Genomic DNA, 2578 nt, shown 5'->3' on the forward strand with positions numbered 1-2578 from the left:
CGGCTGGACCGCGTCCTGCGTCCGAAGGTCGACGCCGCGCTCAACCTCCACCGGCTCACCCGCCACCACCCCCTCAAGGCATTCGTCCTCTTCTCGGGAGCGGCGGCCACCTTCGGAAGCGCCGGTCAGGCGCACTACGCGGCGGCCAACGTGTTCCTGGAGGCGCTCGCCGCCCACCGCGCCGCGGCCGGGCTGCCGGGCACCGCACTCGGCTGGGGCTTCTGGGCCGAGCGCAGCGGGATGACGGAACACCTCGACGCGGTGGCCATGCGGCGCATCTCCGGGATGGGCCTCGCGGAGATGTCGTCGGAGCAAGGACTTGAGCTGTTCGACGCGGCGGTGCGCGCGGGACAGACGTTCGTCCTGCCCGCCGTTCTGAACGAGGCGAGTCTGCGGGAGCAGGGCGCCGCGGGCACCCTGCCGGCCATCCTGCGGGAACTGGTGCGCAGGCCCGCACGGCGAGCCACAGCCACCTTCGGGGACGGTCCGGTCACGGACACCGCCACCCTGGCCGAGCGGTTGGCGGCGGCCCCCGAGGCGGAGCGGACGGAGCAGCTCCGCGAGCTGGTCTGTGCCCAGGCCGCCGGAGTTCTCGGCCACCCGTCGGCGACCGCCGTCCAGCCGCACCAGACCTTCAAGGAGCTCGGTTTCGACTCCTTGGGCGCGGTGGAACTGCGCAACCGTCTCGTGCGGGCCACCGGCCTGCGTCTCCCCGCCACGCTGGCCTTCGACTACCCGACGCCGGGCGCGCTCGCCGATTACCTGTGCGACGAACTGCGACCCGAAGGGGAGTCCTTGGCCGACCGGGTGCTGAGCGACCTCGACGAACTGGAGACAGCGCTCGCCACCCTGGCCCCCGACGAGCAAGCCCGCGACCGCGTTCTGGGCCGGATGCAGCAACTCGTCGCCAAGCACCTGGGTGCCGGCGAGGCAGATGCCGACGAGGCGTCGGGCGCGGAGCGGTTCGACTCGGCCAGCGACGACGAACTCTTCGACTTCCTCGACAAAGGCATCTGACCGCGGGGCGGTACGACGGACTTCCATGATCTCAAGCAGGGGGAAAGAGTGAACACCGAGGACAAACTGCGCTCGTACCTCAAGCAGGCTGCCGCTGATCTCCACGACACCCGTGAGCGCCTGCGCAAGTTGCAGGACGACGCCCATGAGCCGGTGGCGATCGTGGGTATCGGGTGCCGGTTCCCGGGTGGGGTGAGTTCGCCGGAGGACCTGTGGCGGCTGGTCGTCGCGGGTTCGGACGCGGTGTCGTCGTGGCCGACGGATCGTGGCTGGGATGTGGAGGGCCTGTACGACGCCGATCCGGACGCGGTGGGGAAGTCGTACTCGCGGTCGGGCGGTTTCCTGTATGAAGCCGCGGAGTTCGATGCGGGGTTCTTCGGTGTCTCGCCGCGTGAGGCGCTGTCGATGGATCCGCAGCAGCGGTTGCTGCTGGAGACGTCGTGGGAGGCGTTCGAGCGGGCGGGCATCGACCCCACCTCGCTGCGGGGGAGCCGTACCGGCGTCTACATGGGCCTGATGTACCACGACTACGGGTCCTGGGCCGGTAAGGCCCCCGACGAACTCGAGGGATACCTCCTCAACGGCAGTGCGGGCAGCATCGCGGCCGGCCGGTTGTCGTACACGTTCGGCCTTGAGGGGCCGGCGGTCACGGTGGACACGGCGTGTTCGTCGTCGTTGGTGGCGTTGCATCTGGCGGTGCAGGCGCTGCGGCGCGGTGAGTGCGCGATGGCGCTGGCCGGTGGTGTGACGGTGATGTCGTCGCCCGGTCTGTTCGTGGAGTTCAGCCGGCAGCGCGGAATGTCCGTGGACGGCAGGTGCAAGGCGTTCGCGGAGGCCGCCGACGGCACGGGCTGGTCCGAGGGCGCGGGTGTGCTGGTGGTGGAGCGTCTGTCGGACGCGGTGCGGCTGGGGCATCCGGTGCTGGCCGTGGTCCGGGGCAGCGCGGTCAACCAGGACGGCGCGAGCAACGGTCTGACCGCGCCGAACGGTCCCTCTCAGCAGCGGGTGATCAGGCAGGCCCTGGCGGACGCCCGGCTCGGTGCCGGTGACGTGGACGCGGTCGAGGCGCACGGCACGGGTACGCGGTTGGGTGACCCGATCGAGGCGCAGGCGCTCATCGCGACCTACGGCCAGGAGCGCACCGACGAACAGCCGCTGTTCCTGGGTTCGTTGAAGTCGAACATCGGGCATGCGCAGGCTGCCGCGGGTGTGGGTGGTGTCATCAAGATGGTGATGGCGCTCAGGCACGGTGTGCTGCCCAAGACGTTGCACGTGGACGCGCCGTCGTCGCATGTGGACTGGTCGGCGGGGTCGGTGGAGCTGCTGACCGAGCAGCGGGACTGGCCCGAGTTGGACCGGCCGCGCCGGGCCGGCATATCCGCGTTCGGCGCCAGTGGCACGAACGCCCATGTGATCATCGAGCAGGGCCCGGAGCAGGAGAAGGAGCCCGGGGAGAGCCTCGACGGCGAGCTGCCCGGTGTGGTGCCGTGGGTGGTTTCCGGTAGGTCGGAGGGGGCGTTGCGGGCGCAGGCGGGGGCTGTGCGCGCGTTCGTGGCCGGGT

The 2578-nt window shown here is 70.8% G+C and carries 2 protein-coding genes; both read left to right on the forward strand.

Annotation, left to right across the window (positions count from 1 at the left end; genetic code table 11):
• Positions 1-1017: KR domain-containing protein (locus tag ACIGYR_RS39005; protein WP_399609048.1), on the forward strand; the 1017-nt coding region annotated here is incomplete at its 5' end.
• 48 nt (positions 1018-1065) lie between these two features.
• A partial coding sequence (locus ACIGYR_RS39010; protein WP_399609050.1) for a type I polyketide synthase occupies positions 1066-2578 on the forward strand: 1513 nt, incomplete at its 3' end.

The organism is Streptomyces sp. NPDC053076, from assembly GCF_044546845.1.
Taxonomy (GTDB): Bacteria; Actinomycetota; Actinomycetes; order Streptomycetales; family Streptomycetaceae; genus Streptomyces.